The organism is Peribacillus acanthi (assembly GCF_003073175.1).
GTDB classification, from domain to species: domain Bacteria; phylum Bacillota; class Bacilli; order Bacillales; family DSM-1321; genus Bacillus_BN; species Bacillus_BN acanthi.
Genome location: NZ_QBBX01000008.1, coordinates 1 through 207, shown reverse-complemented (window position 1 = coordinate 207; position 207 = coordinate 1). Strand labels below are relative to the sequence as shown.

General features: G+C 38.2%; 1 protein-coding gene. It reads right to left on the bottom strand.

Annotated elements, in window-relative coordinates:
• Positions 1–183: transposase (locus DBX25_RS09615; RefSeq protein WP_476704050.1), on the bottom strand; the 183-nt coding region annotated here is incomplete at its 3' end.
• Between the last annotated feature and the right edge of the window lie 24 nt (positions 184–207).

The window sequence follows — 207 nt, the reverse complement described above, 5'->3', positions numbered from 1 at the left end:
CAAGACTACTGGATCAATACTTGGACGACCGAGCTCAGAATACAGCTTTTCAACCAATGGATAGATAAAGGTAAAATCAATCGCTGCCTCAATTTTTCGTACTAAATGGTCATCAGGCATAAGCTGATCAATCGCCAACATTTCTAATTGTTCTCGTTCATTTGATTGGTTTCTCGTCATCATTTTGTACGTCACCTCTTCTATTTT